The 1,239-nt window shown below is 74.5% G+C and carries 1 protein-coding gene; it reads right to left on the bottom strand.

Annotated features, from left to right (window positions below; all coding sequences use genetic code 11):
* A partial coding sequence (locus AC1DXV_RS34835) for a cache domain-containing protein (protein WP_477938075.1) occupies positions 1–994 on the bottom strand: 994 nt, incomplete at its 3' end.
* Positions 995–1,239: the final 245 nt, after the last annotated feature.

The raw sequence follows: 1,239 nt of genomic DNA, 5'->3' as shown, positions 1-1,239 counted from the left end.
GTGCCAGTTCTTCGACCGGCGCGACCAGCAGCGCGATCAGCCAGCAGCCGATCAGCGAGCACAGCAGCCCGATGCCGATGCTCCAGGCCAGCGCGGTGGCGCGCACCTGCTGCGTGGCCGCCGCGGTCGCATCGCCCTGGTCGCGGGCCACGACGTGCCAGCGGAAGCCCTTGAACTGCTGCGCCGGCCGGCTCTCGGCCACGGCGGTCAGCGACGGCAGGCCGTCGCTCCACAGCGCGTCGGCCCAGCTCTCCTGCAGCGCGGCGAGCTGCGCCGGTGCCAGGGTCGGACCCATGCCGGCCTGCGGCGCCAGCAGCACCGCCCCATCGGGCCCGTACACCGACAGCTGCTGCGTGGCCAGCAGGCCGCGCGGGCTCAGCACCGAGCGGCGCAGCTGCTCGGCCCATTGCCAGCTCAGGTGCAGCGCAATCACGCCGCCCAGGCTGCCGTCGGCGCGCCGGATCGGCGCGGCCACGTCGACGAACTTGACCGCTTCGCCGGGCGAGTTCGGCGCATAGCGGGCGAGCATCACCGCCTCGTGCACGTCGCCGGTCCACAGGCCCTCGCGGCCGTTGAGGAACACCGGGCGGGCGGCGATGGACTGCCCGAGCAGCACGTCGTCGGTGGCGGCGATCACGGTGCCGTCGGCATCGGTCACGCCGATCCAGGCGTAGGCGGGCAGGGTCGCGCGCAGCCGATCGAGCGCGCCGCGGATCTCGGCCGGCGAGGTGGTGCCGCGCAGCACGTCGAGCTGCGACAGCAGGCGCACGTCGCGCGTGCGCTCGGCCATCTCGTACGACAGTCGATCGGCCATGTTGCGCGCGGTCTGCAGCAGCGCCGCGCCGGCCTCGGTGTGCACCTGGTCGGCGGCCCGCCGGGCCCACAGCTGGCCGATCGCCAGCGACAGCAGCATCAGCAGCACGCAGCTGCCCACGCTGGCCTGCAGGCGCAGCGACCACTGGCGCGGTCGCAGGAGGTGGGTGGGGCGGATCACGCGCGAATTGTCGTGCTGCGCCAACGGCAGCAGTGAGCGGAAAAGCGAGCGGGAGCCTCGCCAGTTCGGCGCATCGGACGCTACGATGCCGCGTCCACCCGACCGGAGTTCCCCATGAACCTGCCCCGATGCGCCGCGCGCCTGGCGCCGCTGGCTGCCGCACTGACCGTGGCCGGCTGCGCCAACGTCCCGAACCCGTTCGGCGGGGCCGGAGCCGCGGTGCCCGCGCCGGCCGGGGCCGAAGC

The sequence above is a fragment of the Rhizobacter sp. P3_C12 genome (genome assembly GCF_056402735.1).
The sequence above is the reverse complement of the archived record's forward strand: the minus strand, read 5'-3'. Positions and strand labels throughout refer to the sequence as shown.